This is a genomic window from Streptomyces sp. NPDC085937 (assembly GCF_044540535.1).
In the GTDB taxonomy this organism is placed as follows: domain Bacteria; phylum Actinomycetota; class Actinomycetes; order Streptomycetales; family Streptomycetaceae; genus Streptomyces.
The window spans coordinates 39,870-56,386 of record NZ_JBITSH010000015.1 but is presented as its reverse complement, the minus strand read 5'-3'; the positions used below and the strand labels follow the sequence as shown (position 1 = coordinate 56,386).

General features: G+C 73.2%; 14 protein-coding genes. 7 read left to right on the top strand and 7 right to left on the bottom strand.

From position 1 onward, the window contains the following. Positions 1-10: 10 nt before the first annotated feature. Complete coding sequence (locus tag ACIF8S_RS27025; RefSeq protein WP_400002413.1) at positions 11-325, top strand: hypothetical protein; 315 nt, start codon at positions 11-13, stop codon at positions 323-325. A 103-nt stretch (positions 326-428) separates the two neighbouring features. Then, positions 429-1,598, top strand: coding sequence for an NlpC/P60 family protein (locus ACIF8S_RS27020; protein ID WP_400002411.1), 1,170 nt, complete (start codon positions 429-431; stop codon positions 1,596-1,598). Here the strand turns inward: ACIF8S_RS27020 and ACIF8S_RS27015 are convergent. From ACIF8S_RS27015 to ACIF8S_RS26995, 5 genes are read right to left on the bottom strand one after another with little or no spacing between them, the layout of a single operon-like run. Further along, positions 1,562-2,824 (bottom strand): styrene monooxygenase/indole monooxygenase family protein, encoded by a 1,263-nt coding sequence (locus tag ACIF8S_RS27015; RefSeq protein WP_400002410.1) that lies wholly within the window; start codon positions 2,822-2,824, stop codon positions 1,562-1,564. The two genes, ACIF8S_RS27020 and ACIF8S_RS27015, sit on opposite strands and share 37 nt — an antisense overlap. Before the next feature lie 22 nt (positions 2,825-2,846). Beyond that, positions 2,847-3,485: an ATP/GTP-binding protein gene (locus ACIF8S_RS27010; RefSeq protein ID WP_024884457.1), complete on the bottom strand. Its 639-nt coding sequence runs from the start codon at positions 3,483-3,485 to the stop codon at positions 2,847-2,849. Beyond that, the gene (locus ACIF8S_RS27005) at positions 3,466-3,897 is read right to left on the bottom strand and encodes a DUF742 domain-containing protein (RefSeq protein WP_215215538.1); all 432 of its coding nucleotides are present in this window, start codon (positions 3,895-3,897) and stop codon (positions 3,466-3,468) included. Before ACIF8S_RS27005 ends, ACIF8S_RS27010 begins: the two co-directional genes overlap by 20 nt. Next, a complete protein-coding gene (locus ACIF8S_RS27000) occupies positions 3,894-4,451 on the bottom strand; it encodes a roadblock/LC7 domain-containing protein (RefSeq protein WP_400002407.1) in 558 nt (185 codons plus the stop codon). Before ACIF8S_RS27000 ends, ACIF8S_RS27005 begins: the two co-directional genes overlap by 4 nt. Then, positions 4,448-7,804: a nitrate- and nitrite sensing domain-containing protein gene (locus tag ACIF8S_RS26995; protein ID WP_400002405.1), complete on the bottom strand. Its 3,357-nt coding sequence runs from the start codon at positions 7,802-7,804 to the stop codon at positions 4,448-4,450. Before ACIF8S_RS26995 ends, ACIF8S_RS27000 begins: the two co-directional genes overlap by 4 nt. 407 nt (positions 7,805-8,211) lie before the next feature. On the opposite strand from ACIF8S_RS26995, the gene ACIF8S_RS26990 reads away from it, so the two are divergent. Next, a complete protein-coding gene (locus tag ACIF8S_RS26990) occupies positions 8,212-9,006 on the top strand; it encodes a hypothetical protein (RefSeq protein WP_400002403.1) in 795 nt (264 codons plus the stop codon). 389 nt (positions 9,007-9,395) lie between these two features. On the opposite strand, the gene ACIF8S_RS26985 is transcribed toward ACIF8S_RS26990, so the two are convergent. Next, positions 9,396-9,890, bottom strand: a complete 495-nt coding sequence (locus tag ACIF8S_RS26985) for a MarR family winged helix-turn-helix transcriptional regulator (RefSeq protein ID WP_400002402.1) — start codon at positions 9,888-9,890, stop codon at positions 9,396-9,398. Positions 9,891-10,116: 226 nt separating this feature from the next. Here ACIF8S_RS26985 and ACIF8S_RS26980 point away from each other — a divergent pair, with 226 nt between their 5' ends. Beyond that, positions 10,117-10,947, top strand: coding sequence for a lysozyme (locus ACIF8S_RS26980; RefSeq protein WP_400002400.1), 831 nt, complete (start codon positions 10,117-10,119; stop codon positions 10,945-10,947). 72 nt (positions 10,948-11,019) lie between these two features. On the opposite strand, the gene lon is transcribed toward ACIF8S_RS26980, so the two are convergent. After that, on the bottom strand, positions 11,020-13,434 hold the full coding sequence (gene lon, locus ACIF8S_RS26975) for an endopeptidase La (RefSeq protein WP_400002398.1): 2,415 nt from the start codon (positions 13,432-13,434) through the stop codon (positions 11,020-11,022). Positions 13,435-13,584: 150 nt separating this feature from the next. On the opposite strand from lon, the gene ACIF8S_RS26970 reads away from it, so the two are divergent. The 3 genes from ACIF8S_RS26970 to ACIF8S_RS26960 all read left to right on the top strand — a co-directional run bounded on the left by ACIF8S_RS26970 (position 13,585) and on the right by ACIF8S_RS26960 (position 16,279). After that, positions 13,585-14,274: a spermidine synthase gene (locus ACIF8S_RS26970; protein ID WP_400002396.1), complete on the top strand. Its 690-nt coding sequence runs from the start codon at positions 13,585-13,587 to the stop codon at positions 14,272-14,274. Between the two features lie 125 nt (positions 14,275-14,399). Next, the gene (locus tag ACIF8S_RS26965) at positions 14,400-15,140 is read left to right on the top strand and encodes a response regulator transcription factor (protein ID WP_019522934.1); all 741 of its coding nucleotides are present in this window, start codon (positions 14,400-14,402) and stop codon (positions 15,138-15,140) included. Continuing rightward, positions 15,137-16,279, top strand: coding sequence for a sensor histidine kinase (locus ACIF8S_RS26960; RefSeq protein WP_400002394.1), 1,143 nt, complete (start codon positions 15,137-15,139; stop codon positions 16,277-16,279). The genes ACIF8S_RS26965 and ACIF8S_RS26960 overlap by 4 nt, the downstream gene beginning before the upstream one ends. Positions 16,280-16,517: the final 238 nt, after the last annotated feature.

Genomic DNA, 16,517 nt, shown 5'->3' with positions numbered 1-16,517 from the left:
GACTGGTGGGGTGAAGAGCGAAGACACCCCCTTCGAGGGCGGCCCCATGGACGGGCGCGTCCTGCCCGTGCTGCTCGGCATCACCGGGCACCCGCCCAAGACGTACCGCATCCCCGTGCCGGCCCCGGACGGCGGCCCGCCCACGGTGCTGGTCTACCGCCGGGTGCCCCGCGGGACGGGCAGGCTGACCGGGCTGACCGCCCGCTGGAAGTACCTCTACGACCCGACCGGGCGGGCCGGCGACGGACCGCGGTGGCCGTGGCAGAGGCCCCGCCCCGCTCCGGACGCCACGCCGCAGGGCAAGCCGGACGACGCGCACGGGTGACCGGGTTGCGCCGAACCGCGCACACTCGGCGAGCGGACCACGCGCACCGCCTCGATGCTCGCGGTGCGGGGCGGACGAGCCTCCCCGCGTCGGAGGTGATGGCGTGTCAGGAATGCTTCTGCGTCTGGTGTGTACGGCGGCGCTGGCGGCCGGGACCGTGCTCGCACCCGTGCCCGCGACGGCCGTCCCGGAACCGGGCGGCTCCCCCGCCGCGTCCGGCGGCCGCTCCGTCGCCGAGCTGCTGACGGACCTTCAGACCCTGTATCGCGAGGCCGAGAAGGCCACCGAACGCTACAACGCCACCGAGGAGGCGCTGACCGAGCAGCGCGCCGAGACCGCGCGGCTGGACCGGGCGCTCGCCCGCACCCGACTCTCCCTGCACGACAGCCGCGGCGCGGCCGGACGGCTCGCCCGGCAGCAGTACCAGAGCGTCACCGGCCTCTCCCCCTACCTGCGGCTGCTGCTGGCGCGCGACCCGCAGCGGGCGCTGGAGCAGGGGCACGTGATCGGGCAGCTGGCGCGGGAACGGGCGCAGACGGTGGGCCGGCTGACCGGTGACGCCAAGGAGGCCGACGAGCTGGCACGCACAGCGCGCAAGGCACTGGACGAGCGCATCGCGCTGACCGAGCGCCGCAAGAAGGAACGCGACCAGGTCGTCGAACGACTGCACGACGTCGAGGAGTTGCTGGCCTCCCTGACCGCCGACCAGCTGGCGCGGCTGGCCGAGCTGGAGCGCACCCGGGTCGCCGACGCCCAGCGGGAGCTGGTGGCGTCCGGGGCGCTGAGCGGCACGGGCGCGCCGTCGGCGGCCGGCGAGCGGGCCGTGCGGTACGCGGTCGAGCAGCTGGGCAAGCCGTACGAGTGGGGGGCGGAGGGCCCGGCGACGTACGACTGCTCGGGGCTGACGTCCGAGGCGTGGCACTCCGCGGGCGCCCCGATTCCCCGGACCAGCCAGGAGCAGTGGGCGCGGCTGGAGCGGATCGAGCTGGTGGACCTGCGCCCCGGCGACCTCGTCGTGTACTTCCCGGAGGCCACGCATGTCGCCCTCTACCTGGGCGACGGCATGGTGGTGCAGGCGCCCCGGCCCGGCGCGCGGATCAAGGTGTCGCCGATCGCGGCCAACCCGGTGCTGGGCGCGGTGCGGCCCGACCCCGGCGGGGAGCCCGTGGAGCACTATGTGCCGCCGGAGCTCCCCGAGGGGGCGACGGACGGGTCCGACGAGGGATACGGCGCCGTCTACGCGCCGGCCGCGCCGGAGACCTCGGCCAGGTAGGCATTCGTCTTCTCCGGCTCGTAGAAGAAGTTCTCGAAATCGGCCGGGTTGTCGAAGCCGTTGGCGAAGCGGTCGGCGACGGGCTGGAGCTGGCCGGCGGCGCCGATCAGGTTCAGGACGTGCTCCGGAGGCGGGGCCAGCATGGCGTTCGTCCACTTGGTGACGTGCTGTGCCGTGTCCCAGTAGCGGTCGAAGGTCCGCCGCATCCAGTCCTCGTCGAACGGCTTGTCGCCGTGTTCGAGGATGGACGCGAGGTAGGCGGCGGCGCACTTGGACGCGGAGTTGGAGCCCTGGCCGGTGATCGGGTCGTTGGCGACGACCACGTCGGCGACGCCGAGGACGAGACCGCCGCCGGGGAGGCGCCCGACCGGGTTGCGGACGGTCGGGGCGTAGCGCCCGGCCAGGGTGCCGCCGGCGTCGGTCAGCTCGACCTTGGTGGCGCGGGCGTACTCCCAGGGCAGGAACTTCTCCATCAGTTCCAGGGTCAGGGAGAGGTGCTCGGCCGGGTCCTTGACGTCCTTGAAGGCGTCCAGCGGGCCGCCGGGGACGCCCTCCCAGAAGAGGATGTCGGCGCGGCCGGACGTGGTGTACGTCGGCATGATGAACATCTCGCCGACGCCGGGGACCAGGTTGCAGCGGACCGCCTCGGTGTCCGGGTGCTCCGGGCGCGGGCCGAGGCCGTGCACGTAGGCGACGGCGAGGGCGCGCTGCGGCTCGCTGTACGGGGAGCGCTCGGCGTCCCGGGCGAACATCTGTACCAGCTCGCCCTTGCCCGCCGAGACGAGCACCAGGTCGTAGGTGCGGGAGAAGTAGTCGAGGTCGCCGACGGCGGCGCCGTGGATGACGAGCTGCCCGCCGCGCTGGGCGAAGGTCTCCATCCAGCCGGCCATCTTCACGCGCTGGTCCACGGACTGCGCGAACCCGTCGAGCCTGCCCAGCCAGTCGATGGCGCGCTGCGAGGGGCCCGGGTCGAAGGAGCCGGGGGCGGCGACCGAGACGCCGAGGCCCTGGATCTTCGGCGCCTGGGACTCCCAGAAGTTCAGCTGGAGGTCGCGCTCGTGCTGCAGGGCCGTGTGGAACATGCACTGCGTCGACATGACCCGTCCGGTGCGGATCTCGTCCGCGGTCCGGTTGGACATGAGGGTGACCTCGTACCCGTGCGACTGGAGGCCCAGGGCGAGCTGGAGACCGGACTGACCGGCCCCGACGACGAGTATCTTCCGCATACGGGGGACGCTCCTAAGGGGGCTACTCGGGGGTTTCGTCGAGCGCGTGGCCCACGAGGGACAAGAGGGTCTCGATGACCGAGATCCGGCGGCGCGCATCCATGATCATGACAGGTATGTGCGCGGGGATCGTGAGGGCCTCCCGCACGTCCTCCGGGTCGTAACGCTCGGTGCCGTCGAAGTGGTTGACGGCCACGACGTACGGCATCCCGCAGCTCTCGAAGTAGTCCAGCGCCGGCCAGCAGTCCTTCAGCCGGCGGGTGTCGGCCAGGACGACCGCGCCTATCGCGCCGCGCACCAGGTCGTCCCACATGAACCAGAACCGCTGCTGACCGGGCGTGCCGAAGAGGTAGAGCACCAGGTCGTCGTCGAGCGTGATGCGCCCGAAGTCCATGGCCACGGTGGTGGTCAGTTTGCCCGGTGTGGCGGTGAGGTCGTCGGTCTCCTCGCTCGCCTCGGTCATCAGCGCCTCGGTCTGCAGGGGCGTGATCTCGGAGACGGCGCCGACGAGGGTGGTCTTGCCGACGCCGAAGCCGCCGGCCACCACTATCTTCGTGGCGATCGGTGCCCGGGTGGGGTCCGTCTGCCAGGGCAACAGGGGCTCGTCCGCTTCGACGAGCGGGGAGACGCCGTACGCGACGTCAGAGACGGCGGAGTCCACTCAGCACCCTTTCCAGCAACGCGCGGTCCGGGCGGCCCGTGCCGTGGCCGGTTCCCGTTCCGTAGACACGGATCTTTCCCTGGTCGGCGAGGTCGCTCAGCAGGACGCGGACCACGCCGAGCGGCATCCTCAGCAGCGCGGCGATCTCGGCCACCGTGCGCATGCGGCGGCACAGTTCGACGATGGCCCGCACCTCGGGCATGACCCGGGTGCCGAACCCGCCGGAGGTGAGCTCCCGGCGCTCCTCCGCGGCTTCGAGCGCCGCCGTGCCGGCGGTGGCGCCGACGAACGTCTCGACCAGCAGCACGTGGCCGAAGCGGGTGCGGCCGCCGGTGAGCGAGTAGGGGCGCACGCGGGCGGGTTTACGGTCCCCGCCGCGGACCGGGAGATGTTTCTTCGGGGCGCTGGTCATCGGTGGCTCCCGGCGGACTCGTGCTCCGTACTCCCCGCGTTCCCTGCGCCTTCGAGGTTCTTGCGCAGTTCGCTGCGGAGTTCGGGGGTGAGGACGTGGCCGGCCCGGCCGACGAACAGGGCCATGTGGTACGCCACGACGCTCATGTCGCAGTCGGCGGAGCCGTGCACGCCGAGCAGCGAGCCGTCGCTGATCGACATCACGAAGAGGCTGCCCTCGTCCATGGCGACCATGGTGTGCTTCACGGGCCCGTAGTCCATCAGCTTCGAGGCGCCGATGGTGAGGCTGCCGATGCCGGAGACCACGGTGGCCAGGTCGGCGGAGGAACCGCGCGGCCCGGGCCGTGCGGCGCCCCGCTCACCTCGGACCGGGTCGGTTCCGCCCGGGCCGCCGCGGGCGCGGGCGAGCGTCTCGTCGGAGGAGAGGAGCAGCAGGCCGTCGGAGGAGACGACCGCGACGGAGAGGATGCCGGGCACCTCCTCGACGAGGTTCGTCAGCAGCCAGTGCAGGTTGCGGGCCTCACTGCTCAGTCCGAAGGTACTGGGCGCGGTCAACTGCTTGCCTCCTCGACGGTGCCCCCCGTGGCTTCTTCGGTTGTGGCGTCCGCCCCGGCCGGTGCCCGGTCGTGGCCGCGCCCGGTCGCCAGCTCGGCCTCGACGTCCCGCCTTCCGGCGTCCGCCCCGCGGCGGAACCCGCCGAGCCGCCGGCGCAGCGCCTCGGCGTCCACGGAGCCGGAGCGCGGCCGCGGGGGCGCCACCGGTGCGCTGATCTTCGGCGTCCGCTTCGGCAGTCCCTTGGCGGTGACGGGGTCGTCGTCGGCGGGGCCGTCCGCGACACGCGTGTGCTCGTGCCCGCCGGCGGCGTCGTCGGCGACAGGGCGGCCGGGCAGCCCGCCCCTCGCCTCCTGCGGGGCTGCCGGGGATTCGGGGGCGGTGTCCCCGGGCGCCTGTGCCGCTTCGCGAGCGGGTTCCGGACGTACGGCGTCGGCGTCGGGCCGGGTGCCGGCCGGTTCCTGCGTGCGCGGGCCGGGTGCGTGTCCGGCGCCCGGGCGTACGGCCTCGTCGGGGAGCCGGGCGGTTCCGGCTCCGTGTCCGCCGGCCGCGGTGGGGCGGTCGGCGTCCTCACCGCCGGCCGCGGTACGGCCGTCCGGCTGGGCCGGGATGAACAGCTCCATGGTGGTCTCGGCGGGCCGCTCGACGGGGGCGGTGGCCTCCGGCTCGTCACCGGTCGGTGCGGTCGGCGCCTCCGGGGCCGGTGCGGCGGGCGCCTCCGCGGTCGCGTCCGGCGCGGGGTGGCCGGCGGGCTCGTCCGTGCGGTCGGGGGCGGCGGCCTCGTCCGGCCGCGGCTCGTCCCCGGCCGCGGGATCCCCGGGCTCGCGCACGGCGTCCGGCAGGGTCTCGTCCGCATCCGGCGGCTCGGTGCCCGCCGGAACGCTTTCGTCGAGGCCGGACGCCGGCACGGTGGCCGGGGCCACGGCGGCCGAGCCCCGCGCCGGCACCGCGGCCGGACGGGCGTCACCCCGGGCCGGGTCGTCGAGGCCGTCGGTGAGGGCCGCCTCGTTCGCCGCCGCCTGGTCCACATCGCCCGGCGCGGCGGTGACCGCCCGCTCACCGGCGGGGGCGGGACCGGACGCCTGCGGGGCGTCCGCGGCCGCCGCTTCCGCCGCCGCGTGGGCCTGGACGGAGCGTTCGGCCAGGTCGACCAGGGGGTCGCCCGTCGCCGAACGACCCGGCAGCACGTTGGAGTTGGCCTCGGCGTCCGCGCCCGGCAGGGACACCGCGTGGGCGCCGCCGGGGACCGAGGCGGGGACCGCCGTGGGCGTCGCGGGCGCCAGCAGGGGGTCGGGCAGGACGACGACCGCCGCTATGCCGCCCTGCTTCTGCTTGCGCAGCTGCACCCGGACACCGTGCCGGTGGGCGAGGCGGGCCACGACGTAGAGGCCGAGGCCGAGACCTTCGTCGGACTCCGCGTCGTACGCCGCCTCCGGGTCGAACTCGGACAGCCGGGTGTTGAGCCGCTCCAGCCGGTCGGCGGCCATGCCGATGCCCTCGTCCTGGACGGAGAGCATGACCTCGCCGTTCTCCAGCAGCCAGCCGGAGACCTCGACAGGCATGTCGGGCGGGGAGAACGAGGTGGCGTTCTCCATGAGTTCGGCCAGCAGGTGGGACAGGTCGTCCGCCGCGAACCCGGCGATGTGCGCGTGCGGCGGCAGCGCCGCGATCCGCACCCGCTCGTACCGCTCGATCTCGCTCACCGCGGCGCGGACGACGTCGACCAGCGGGACCGGGCCCGCCGTGTGCCGGCCGTGCTCGGTGCCGGCGAGGACCAGCAGGTTCTCGCTGTGCCGGCGCATGACCGTGGCGAAGTGGTCGAGCTTGAAGAGGGTGGCCAGGCGGTCCGGGTCGTCCTCCCGCTCCTCCAGTCCCTCGATCACGCCGAGCTGCCGCTCGACCAGACCGAGCGTGCGCAGCGCGAGGTTGACGAACGTACCGCCGATGCTGGTGCGCAGCCGTTCCATGTGGGCGGTGGCCTCGGCGAGTTCGGTGCGCAGTTCCTCGCGGGCGTCGGCCATCTTCTGGCGCTGCCCGACCAGGTGCTTGCGGTCGGCCTCCAGCGTGGCGATCCGCTGGGCGAGTCCGGCGGCGTGCGCGTGCAGGGCGTTGACGGAGCGGACGACCTGGGCGAACTCGTCGTTGCGGCCGGTGAACGTGACCGGTTCCTCGACGGTGGGGTCCTCCGCCTCCGCGAGGCGCGCCGAGCCCCGGCGCAGCACCGACAACGGGCGGGTGAGGGTGCGGGCCATCGCCGTGGTGATGCCGACGGTGAGCAGCATGAGGGCGCCGAGGACGGCGATCCGGATCTCCAGCTCGGTGACGTCGTCGTCCCGCAGCTGGGCGAGTTCCTTGGTGCGCTCGTCGAACAGCGCGGACTCGGCCCCGCGCATGGTCTCGATGCGCGCGGTGAGCGCCGCCGCCAGCTTCTTGGGGCTGGTGTTCAGCTCGGAGTCGGAGAGGGTCGGCTTGTCGGTGAGCTTCCCCAGGTACTTCTCGGCGGTGTCGACCTCGGGGCCGGTGACCGTCGAGTCGTAGGAGGCGCGGGCGGCCTTGGGCGCGGCGTCCCGGAAGTCGGCGAGGGCCGCGTCGGAGCGCACCCGCGCCTGGAGCGCGGCGGCGGACAGCGCGTCGCGCCGCTCCTCGTCGGCCTCCGAGGTGCTGGTGGAGGTGACCGGCAGCCCGGTGATCGGGTCGATCACGGTCTCCGTGGTGCTCGGCACGTTCAGCACGGCGAGCAGCAGCCCGCGGGTGGCGGCGGCCTGCTGGACGGCGGTGTCCAGCTCGGCGAGCGCGTGCGCGCCGGACCCGGCGCGGGGCGGGGTCTCGTCGGCCAGGCGTGCGGCGAGCCGGTGCAGCTGGGAGATGGCGGTGGAGTACGCCTGGTGGGCCTCCAGGGCGCTGCTCCTGCCGGTGAGCGCGGCCCGGCGCACCGTGCCGACGGCGTCGAGCTCCTCGCGCAGCGCCGTCGAGGTGTCGGTGTCGGCGCGCAGTTCCTCGACCTGCCGGTCCACCCGGGCGCTGTGCTCCTCGGAGGGCGCCTTCGCCTTGGGGCGGCCCGCCGCGATGTAGGGGACGACCTCGTCACGCTCGTCGGCGAGGGAGTGGGCGAGGGCGAGCGCGTCCTCGGTCCGCTCGGCGAGCGTGACCAGTTCCTGCGCTTCCTTCAGCTGCTGGGAGGCCGCCAGTACGGAGGGCGCGCCGGCCCCGGCGATCGCCGCGGCCACCACGGCCACGGCGACGACGAGCCGGTTGCGTACGTGGGTGGGGCGGCCTTTGCCCACGGTGGGCGTCTGCTGCGCGTCCCCCGTGAGGGCCGCCTGCTTGTCCTTGCGACGAGGCCGCGTCTTCTGCACCGGTGCTCGCATTCCTGACTCGTGTACCCGTGGGCCCGCGTGACGCTCCGTCAACGGGCGCGGGCGCTCCTCCCGAGCCGCTGGCCGCGCTCGGACAGCGAGGCGCCCCCATCGCTCCCCGACCCTCCCAGTGCCCGTGGACAGTGGATGCGCATCACCTGACCCGCCACTCGAAGGAGTGAACATCGGAGGCGAGTTGAGGAGCAAGTTCCGTTGCGCCCCGCAGCGGGCCCGCGCGGAGGGCCGGTTGGACGTCTGCGGCGGGCGGTGGCAATATTCGCCGCCACGCCTTCCCGGAGCCCTTCATTCCCTCCCAAACCAGGCGTCTGACCTGCGCGCCTGTGGAGAACGTACGAGCCCTGCCCGGCTTCTGCGGGCGTTGTGGGGAGCTCGTGCAGACTGGCCGGATGCGCACGGAACTTGTTTCGGAGCCCGGTGATCCGGGACGCCCCAACGAGGACTTCGCGAGCGTCGGACTTCCGGCCTCGGGACAGGGCGGTTCACTCGTGGTCCTGGACGGCGTCACGCCGCCGTCCGACGGGGGCGGCTGTCTGCATTCGGTGCCCTGGTTCACCGCCCGGCTGGGCGGCGCGCTGACCGAACTGACCGTTTCCCTCCCGGATGTTCCGCTGGCCGAGCTGCTGTCCCGGGGCATCGCGCGCACGGCCGGGAGCCATGCGGCGACCTGTGACCTTTCTCACCCCCGAACGCCGCAGGCGACGGTGGTGCTGGCCCGCTGGTCGTCCGACTCCGTGGACTGGCTCGTGCTGTCCGACTCGGTGCTGCTGGTGGAGTCGACGGACGGCTCGGTCACGGCGGTCAGGGACGACCGGCTGGACCGGCTGCCCCCTTCGGCCCTGGCCAGCCACACCGTCGTGGACACCACGCTGCGCAACAAGGAGGGCGGCTTCTTCACCGCGGCGGCCGACCCGGCGGTGTCCTCCCGGGCGGTCACGGGCTCCCTCCCGCGCGGGCGGGTCCGCGCGCTGGCGGCGCTGACGGACGGCGCGGCGCGGTGGGTGGAGCGGTTCGGCGAGGGCGGCTGGGCGGACTGCCTCGCCCTGATCCGCGAGAAGGGCGCGCGGACGCTGGTGGACCGGGTCCGGTCCCTGGAGCACGGGGACGCGACCCGCGTCCCGCCCCGCCGCGGCAAGCCCCACGACGACGCGACGGTCGTCCACACCGAGCTGCCCCCCGCCTGACGGGACGGCCGTCGTCCGCACGGCGAACTGTCCCCGCCCGAACGGCCGGGCACCACCCCCACGGCGGACACCTGCCGGCCGCTCGCCACCGACGTGTGGCCTCGGGGCTCCCTCCCCGGGACACGGGCACCAGCCCCCACCCCGCGAACCCGGTCACGCGGCGTCCCCGCACCCACCCGCGCCGCAGGGGCCGCCCCCCGATGCGCTCGGGGCCCCGGGTCACGGACACCGGCCCCCACGCCGCGACCCCCGGTCACGCGGCGCCCGGCACCCGGCACCCGGCACCCGGCACCCGGCACCCGCAGGCACCGTGGTGCCCGCACCCGCCGGATCACGGTCCGGGCCTCCCGGCCGTCCCCGCGCCCGTAGCCGGGCGGCGGAGCCGCCCCCTATCGTTCCGTCCCCCGGTTCAGCCGGTTGAGCAGGCGGGCGAGTTCCGTGACCTCCTTCGGGTCCCAGTCGGCGAACCGGCCGGCGTAGAGGGCGCGGCGGGCCTCGCGCACCCTGCTCACCCGCTGCCGCCCCTCGTCCGTGAGGGTGACGAGCCAGGCGCGCCCGTCGGCGGGGTCCGGCTCGCGCCCGACGAGTCCGAGCTCTTCGAGAGCGCGCAGCTGGCGGGACATCGTCGCCTTGCCCACGCCGATGTAGGCGGCGAGTTCGGTGGCCCGCTGCCGGCCGCACTCATCCAGACGGACCAGCAGGCCGTACGCGGACGGCTCCAGGTCAGGGTGGACCTCGCGCGCCATCTCCCCCTGGCTGGCCCGCGCCCGGCGCAGCAGAACCGTCAACTCCCGTTCCAGGGCCAGGAACGCGGGCGGTTCCACACCGGACGCGGGCTCCGGCGAGGCGGCGTGTTCCCCGCCGCCGTTTACGTCTTCGTGCACGTGTGCCCCTGCCTCGGTTTCCGGTTCTGAAAGTCTGGCGCCAAGTGGCGACGTCGCCCCAGCTCCATAAGTATTTCGCAGGCGTAGACCAACGGCAGCGCGGCGGTCCGCCCGCCCGCCGTGGTCGACGTCCGCAGTTCCTCTACCAGGCCATTACGTGGCGTGCCCACTACATGCGATGTGGGTCACATTCCGGGTTCGCCCCACGACCGTTCGGAGATGCGTCATGCCTGTGCCCAGATCCCGGCTCGTCCGTATACGCGCGCTCGGGGCCGCAGGTGCCGTCCTGCTCGCGGCCCTCACCCTCCCGCACAAGTCGGCCGGCGCCGACGAGTCCGCCCCCACGGTCCCGCCGCGCGGCTCCGCCCACATGGGCATGGGCGTCATCGCCCACGACGGCCGGGCCGGCCTGCCCACCGCGCGTTCCACCCAGACGGAAGGGGTGGACGTCTCCAGCCACCAGGGCAACGTCGCCTGGCCGACCCTGTGGAACAGCGGGGTCCGCTGGGCCTACGCCAAGGCAACGGAGGGCACGTACTACACCAACCCGTACCACTCCCAGCAGTACGACGGCTCCTACGACGTCGGCATGGTGCGCGGCGCCTACCACTTCGCGACGCCGGACACCGCGAGCGGCGCGGCCCAGGCGGACTACTTCGTGGACCGCGGCGGCGCCTGGTCCGCCGACGGCCGCACCCTGCCGGGCGTCCTGGACATCGAGTGGAACCCGTACGGCGACGCCTGCTACGGCAAGTCGGCGAGCTCGATGGTCAGCTGGATCCGCGACTTCCTCGACCAGTACCGCGCCCGTACCGGCCGCAGCGCCGTCATCTACACCGCCACCAGCTGGTGGCAGCAGTGCACCGGCGACTACGCCGGCTTCGCCTCCACCACCCCGCTGTGGATCGCCCGGTACGCCTCCACCGTGGGCGACCTGCCCGCCGGCTGGGACACGTACACGATGTGGCAGTACACCTCGACCGGCCCGACGGTCGGCGACCACGACCGCTTCAACGGCACCCTCGACCGGGTGCAGGCCTTCGCCGCCGGCAGCTGAGCCACGAGCGGTGAGGGAAAGGCCCGGGCCTCCCTCACGGGACCCGGGCCTCCCCTCATCCGGCGGCCTCCGTCACGCGGCCACCGGAACCTCCGGCGCCGCCCCGTTCGTGGCGGGCGACAGCGCCAGCTCCAGCACCTGGCGGACGTCGGTGACGGCGTGCACGTCCAGCTTCTCCAGCACCTCCGCCGGGACGTCGTCCAGGTCGGGCTCGTTGCGCTTGGGGATGATCACGGTCGTGACCCCCGCCCGGTGCGCGGCGAGCAGCTTCTGCTTCACCCCGCCGATCGGCAGCACCCGCCCGGTCAGCGACACCTCACCGGTCATCGCCACGTCCGTGCGGACCAGCCGGCCGGAGAGCAGCGAGGCCAGCGCGGTGGTCATCGTGATGCCCGCGCTCGGGCCGTCCTTGGGCACCGCGCCCGCCGGGAAGTGGATGTGCACGCCCCGGTCCTTCAGGTCGGCCACCGGCAGCTCCAGCTCGGCGCCGTGACTGCGCAGGAAGCTCAGCGCGATCTGCGCGGACTCCTTCATCACGTCGCCCAGCTGCCCGGTCAGGGTCAGCCCCGCCGCGCCCGTCTCCGGGTCGGCCAGGGAGGCTTCCACGTAGAGGACGTCCCCGCCGGCCCCGGTCACGGCGAGCCCGGTGGCGACACCGGGGACGGCGGTGCGGCGTTCGGCCGGCTCCTGGGCGGACTCCGGCACGTGGTGCGGCCGCCCGATCAGGTCCCGCAGGTCGCCCTCGGTGACGGTGAACGGCAGTTCCCGCTCGCCCAGTTCGTGCCGGGCGGCGATCTTGCGCAGCAGCCGCGCGACCGACCGCTCCAGGGTGCGCACGCCGGCCTCGCGCGTGTACTCACCGGCCAGCTTGCGCAGCGCCCCTTCCTCGATCGTCACCTCGTCCGCCTGGAGACCGGCGCGCTCCAGCTGGCGCGGGAGCAGGTGGTCGCGGGCGATGACGACCTTCTCGTCCTCGGTGTAGCCGTCGAGGCGGACCAGCTCCATGCGGTCGAGCAGGGCCTCCGGGATGGCTTCGAGGACGTTGGCGGTGGCGAGGAACACCACGTCGGACAGGTCGAGCTCGACCTCCAGGTAGTGGTCCCGGAACGTGTGGTTCTGCGCCGGGTCGAGGACCTCGAGCAGGGCGGCGGCCGGGTCGCCCCGGAAGTCCGACCCCACCTTGTCGATCTCGTCGAGCAGGACGACCGGGTTCATCGAACCGGCCTCCTTGATCGCCCGCACGATCCGGCCGGGCAGCGCGCCGACGTAGGTACGGCGGTGGCCGCGGATCTCGGCCTCGTCGCGGACGCCGCCGAGGGCGACGCGGACGAACTTCCGGCCCATGGCGTGCGCGACGGACTCACCGAGCGAGGTCTTGCCGACGCCGGGCGGGCCCACCAGGGCCAGCACGGCACCGCCGCGCCGTCCGCCGACCACGCCGAGACCCCGGTCGCTGCGGCGCTTGCGCACCGCCAGGTACTCGGTGATGCGCTCCTTCACGTCCTGCAGACCCGCGTGCTCGGCGTCCAGGACGGCCTGGGCGCCCCGGATGTCGTAGGCGTCCTCGGTGCGCTCGTTCCACGGCATCTCCAGGACCGTGTCGAGCCAGGTGCGGATCCAGGAGCCCTCCGGCGACTGGTCGGAGGAACGCTCCAGCTTGTCGACCTCCTTGAGCGCGGCCTCGCGCACCTTCTCCGGCAGGTCGGCGGCCTCGACGCGGGCGCGGTAGTCGTCGGACTCCTCGCCCTCCTGGTCGCCGTTGAGCTCGCGCAGCTCCTTGCGGACCGCCTCCAGCTGACGGCGGAGCAGGAACTCGCGCTGCTGCTTGTCGACGCCCTCCTGGACGTCCTTGGCGATGGTCTCGGCGACGTCCTGTTCGGCGAGGTGGTCGCGCAGCTGCTGGGTGGCGAGCTTCAGCCGGGCCACCGGGTCGGTGGTCTCCAGCAGGGCGACCTTCTGGTCGGTGGTGAGGAACGGCGAGTAGCCGGAGTTGTCGGCGAGCGCGGAGACGTCGTCGATGGCCTGGACCCGGTCCACGACCTGCCAGGCGCCGCGCTTGCGCAGCCAGGCGGTGGCGAGCGCCTTGTACTCCTTGACCAGGTCGGACACGTGTCCCGGCAGCGGCTCGGGCACGCTCTCGTCGATGCGGGTGCCCTCCACCCACAGCGCCGCGCCCGGCCCGGTGGTCCCGGCGCCGATGCGCACCCGGCCCCGGCCGCGGATCAGGGCGCCCGGGTCGCCGTCGGCCAGCCGGCCGACCTGCTCGACGGTGCCCAGCACGCCGGTCCCGGCGTAGGTCCCGTCGACGCGCGGCACCAGGAGCACCCGGGGCTTGCCCGGTTCGTCGCGGGCGGCGGCCTGGGCGGCCTCCACCGCGGCGCGCACCTCGGAATCGCTCAGGTCCAGCGGAACCACCATCCCGGGCAGCACGACCTCGTCGTCGAGCGGCAGCACAGGCAGGGCGAGCGGTGTGGACTCAGCAGCCATGATCTCCCCTTCGGCAGTCAAGTTGAGCTATGCCGACTCAATGCAGGGGAGCCGCCGAATGTTCCCGGACGCGCGTTCGCTGTCAGCGATCACCGGCCGCGGGTCCCCCGTCCCCGGTTCCCGGGAAGGGTGAGCTGCCAGGATGAACGCATGTCCACCCCGTACGACATTCCCGAAGCTCCTGAAGTCCTGGACCGCCGCGAGGGCCCGTACGGCGAGGTCGTGCTGCGCCGGCACGGCGACCTGCTGCAGATCATCGCCAACGGCTGCTTCCTGATGGACACCTCCGACGGGCGTTCCGAGCGGCTGCTCGTGGACGCCGCCCTGGCCGCCCTCGACCCGGAGGCGGCCGGACCGCGGGTGCTGATCGGCGGACTGGGCGTCGGCTTCTCCCTCGCGCACGCCGCCGGGCAGTCCCGCTGGGGGCGGATCACCGTGGTGGAGCGGGAGCCCGCCGTCGTCGGGTGGCACCGCGCGGGCCCGCTGTCGGCGCTCTCCGGGCAGGCCCTCGCCGACCCGCGCACGGAGATCGTCGAGCAGGATCTGATCACGTACGTCAATGAGACGTCCGACACATTCGACGCGCTGTGCCTCGACATCGACAACGGGCCCGAATGGACCGTCACCGAGGGCAACGAGGGCCTTTATTCGCCGAGCGGACTCGCGGCATGTGCAAGGGTGTTGAAGCCGCGCGGGGTCCTCGCGGTATGGTCCGCCAAGCCTTCCCCGGAATTCGAGGGAACCTTGCGGAATGCCGGGTTCCGGCAGGTGCGTACCGAAGAGATCCCCGTTGCCCGGGGCGTTCCGGACGTCGTGCACATCGGCGTCCGCCCTGGATAGCAAACGAGTGGTGCATCCCCGTACGCTGCTGCCTTGGCGCGGATCATTCAAGCGTCAATCGCAGTGATGCGCAGACGACGGATCACCCCACGGATTCCGGATAAAGCACACCTCAGGGGCGGGCGATGGAGCAGACACACACCTCCCACAACGGCACGGCGACGACCACCCCCGGCGCTCAGCGCAGGGTCCTGGTGGTCGAGGACGACGCGACGATCGTGGACGCCATCGCGACCCGCCTTCGTGCCGAGGGATTCCTGGTGCAAACGGCGGGCGACGGCCCGTCCGCGGTGGACACGGCGGAGGCCTGGCAGCCCGACCTGCTGATCCTCGACATCATGCTGCCCGGCTTCGACGGCCTGGAGGTCTGCCGGCGCGTGCAGGCCCAGCGGCCGGTGCCGGTGCTGATGCTCACCGCGCGCGACGACGAGACCGACATGCTGGTCGGCCTCGGTGTCGGCGCCGACGACTACATGACCAAGCCGTTCTCCATGCGGGAACTGGCGGCCCGGGTGCACGTGCTGCTGCGCCGCATGGAACGCGCGGCCCTCGCGGCCACCACCCCGCGCAGCGGCATCCTGCGCCTGGGCGAACTGGAGATCGACCACGCCCAGCGCCGGGTGCGCGTGCGCAGCGAGGACGTCCACCTCACGCCCACCGAGTTCGACCTCCTGGTGTGCCTGGCCAACACCCCGCGCGCGGTGCTCTCCCGTGAGCAGCTGCTGGCCGAGGTCTGGGACTGGGCGGACGCCTCCGGCACCCGGACCGTGGACAGCCACATCAAGGCGCTGCGCCGGAAGATCGGTGCCGAGCGCATCCGCACGGTGCACGGCGTGGGCTACGCCCTGGAGACGCCGACGCCATGAGCGCGGGTCCGGGGGGCCACGGACAGGGGCGGCAGGGACGGCACGGGCGACAGGGCGGGCGCACCGGACAGCCCTGGGGCGGGGTGCGCCCGTTCTCGATCAAGACCAAGCTGGGCGCCCTGGTCGTCGTCTCGGTCCTGATCACCACCGGACTGTCGGTGATCGCCGTGCACACCAAGACGGAGCTGCGCTTCATCACGGTGTTCTCGATGATCGCCACGCTGCTCATCACCCAGTTCGTGGCGCACTCCCTCACCGCTCCGCTGGACGACATGAACGCGGTCGCCCGGTCCATCTCGCACGGCGACTACACCCGCCGGGTGCGCGAGAGCCGACGCGACGAGCTGGGCGACCTGGCGCAGACGATCAACGTCATGGCCGACGAGCTGGAGGCACAGGACAGCCAGCGCAAGGAACTTGTGGCCAATGTCTCGCACGAGCTGCGCACGCCCATCGCGGGTCTGCGCGCGGTGCTGGAGAACATCGTCGACGGCGTCACCCGGCCCGACCCGGAGACGATGCGCACGGCCCTGAAGCAGACCGAGCGGCTCGGCCGCCTGGTGGAGACGCTGCTGGACCTCTCGCGCCTGGACAACGGCGTGGTCCCGCTGAGGAAGCGCCGCTTCGAGGTGTGGCCGTACCTGTCGGGCGTGCTCAAGGAGGCCAACATGGTCGCCTCGGCCCGCGCCGGCATGGCCTCCGGATCCGGCAGCCACACCCGTACCGACGTCCATCTGCACCTCGACGTCACCCCGCCCGAGCTCACCGCGCACGCCGACCCGGAGCGGATCCACCAGGTGGTGGCCAACCTGATCGACAACGCGGTCAAGCACAGCCCGCCGCACGGCCGGGTGACGGTCCGGGCCCGCCGGGGCGCCGAGCCGGAGTCGCTGGAGCTGGAGGTGCTGGACGAGGGTCCGGGCATCCCGCGGACCGAGTGGCACCGGGTCTTCGAGCGGTTCAACCGCGGCAGCGTCAACCGTCCGCACGGCCCCGGCAGCGACGGCGGCACCGGGCTGGGTCTGGCGATCGCCCGCTGGGCCGTGGATCTGCACGGCGGCCGGATCGGAGTGGCGGAATCCGAGCGGGGTTGCCGGATCCTGATCACTCTTCCGGGGCCCACCTCCACCCCAAGTTGACGTAAAGTTCGAAGTGAGCTTCAAGATCCATCGGTGTTCGCCCTGACGGACACGTGTGATCAGGCACAGGCCCGCGCGCAGGGCGCGTCGGACCCCGGTCGAGCGATGCCTGATACCGTCAAGAGAAGCGGAACCTCGCTTGTTTCCCGCCAATTCCAGCGCCGAAACACCCGTTGAGATGTGATGTGCACGACGTTGCTCGGGCCCGGCCTGACCTTCTCGCGCGCGGAGGCGTAGC